Origin of the sequence: Hymenobacter crusticola, from assembly GCF_002154225.1 — a bacterium.
Lineage (GTDB): Bacteria > Bacteroidota > Bacteroidia > Cytophagales > Hymenobacteraceae > Hymenobacter > Hymenobacter crusticola.
This window is the reverse complement of sequence record NZ_MTSE01000151.1, coordinates 1-334: the sequence shown is the minus strand read 5'-3', so window position 1 is coordinate 334 and position 334 is coordinate 1. Positions and strand designations below refer to the sequence as shown.

Annotated in this window: 1 protein-coding gene; it reads right to left on the bottom strand. The window is 64.7% G+C overall.

The features are described from left to right. Nucleotides 1–334 (bottom strand): hypothetical protein (locus BXP70_RS30275; protein ID WP_086597623.1); only part of this gene is annotated, 334 nt, incomplete at both ends.

The following is a 334-nucleotide window of genomic DNA, read 5'->3' as shown; positions in this document are numbered from 1 at the left end:
TACGCTGCTGGCAGCTCCGCAGCCACTCTTCCGCTTCGTGCACCTGATGGAACAGCTGGAGCTCGATGAGGCCAACCAGCGTGGTGGGGAAGGAGAGCGTAAGAATATCCGTGTGCGTGTCGGCCTGTACGACGTGGGCCACGTAGCGCAAGCCGAGTTGAACCGCTTGCGGCAGCCAAGCGCGCTGGAGCCACTCCACCGAGTCAAACCAGGAGCCGTGCAGCGCCACGTTATCGTTGAGCAGGTAGGGGCAGTGAAAAGCCCCGGCCTGGGCCAGGTAGTTCTCGGCCCCGCGCATGGCTTCGGTCGCATCTACGTGCCCGCGCCAGGTGGC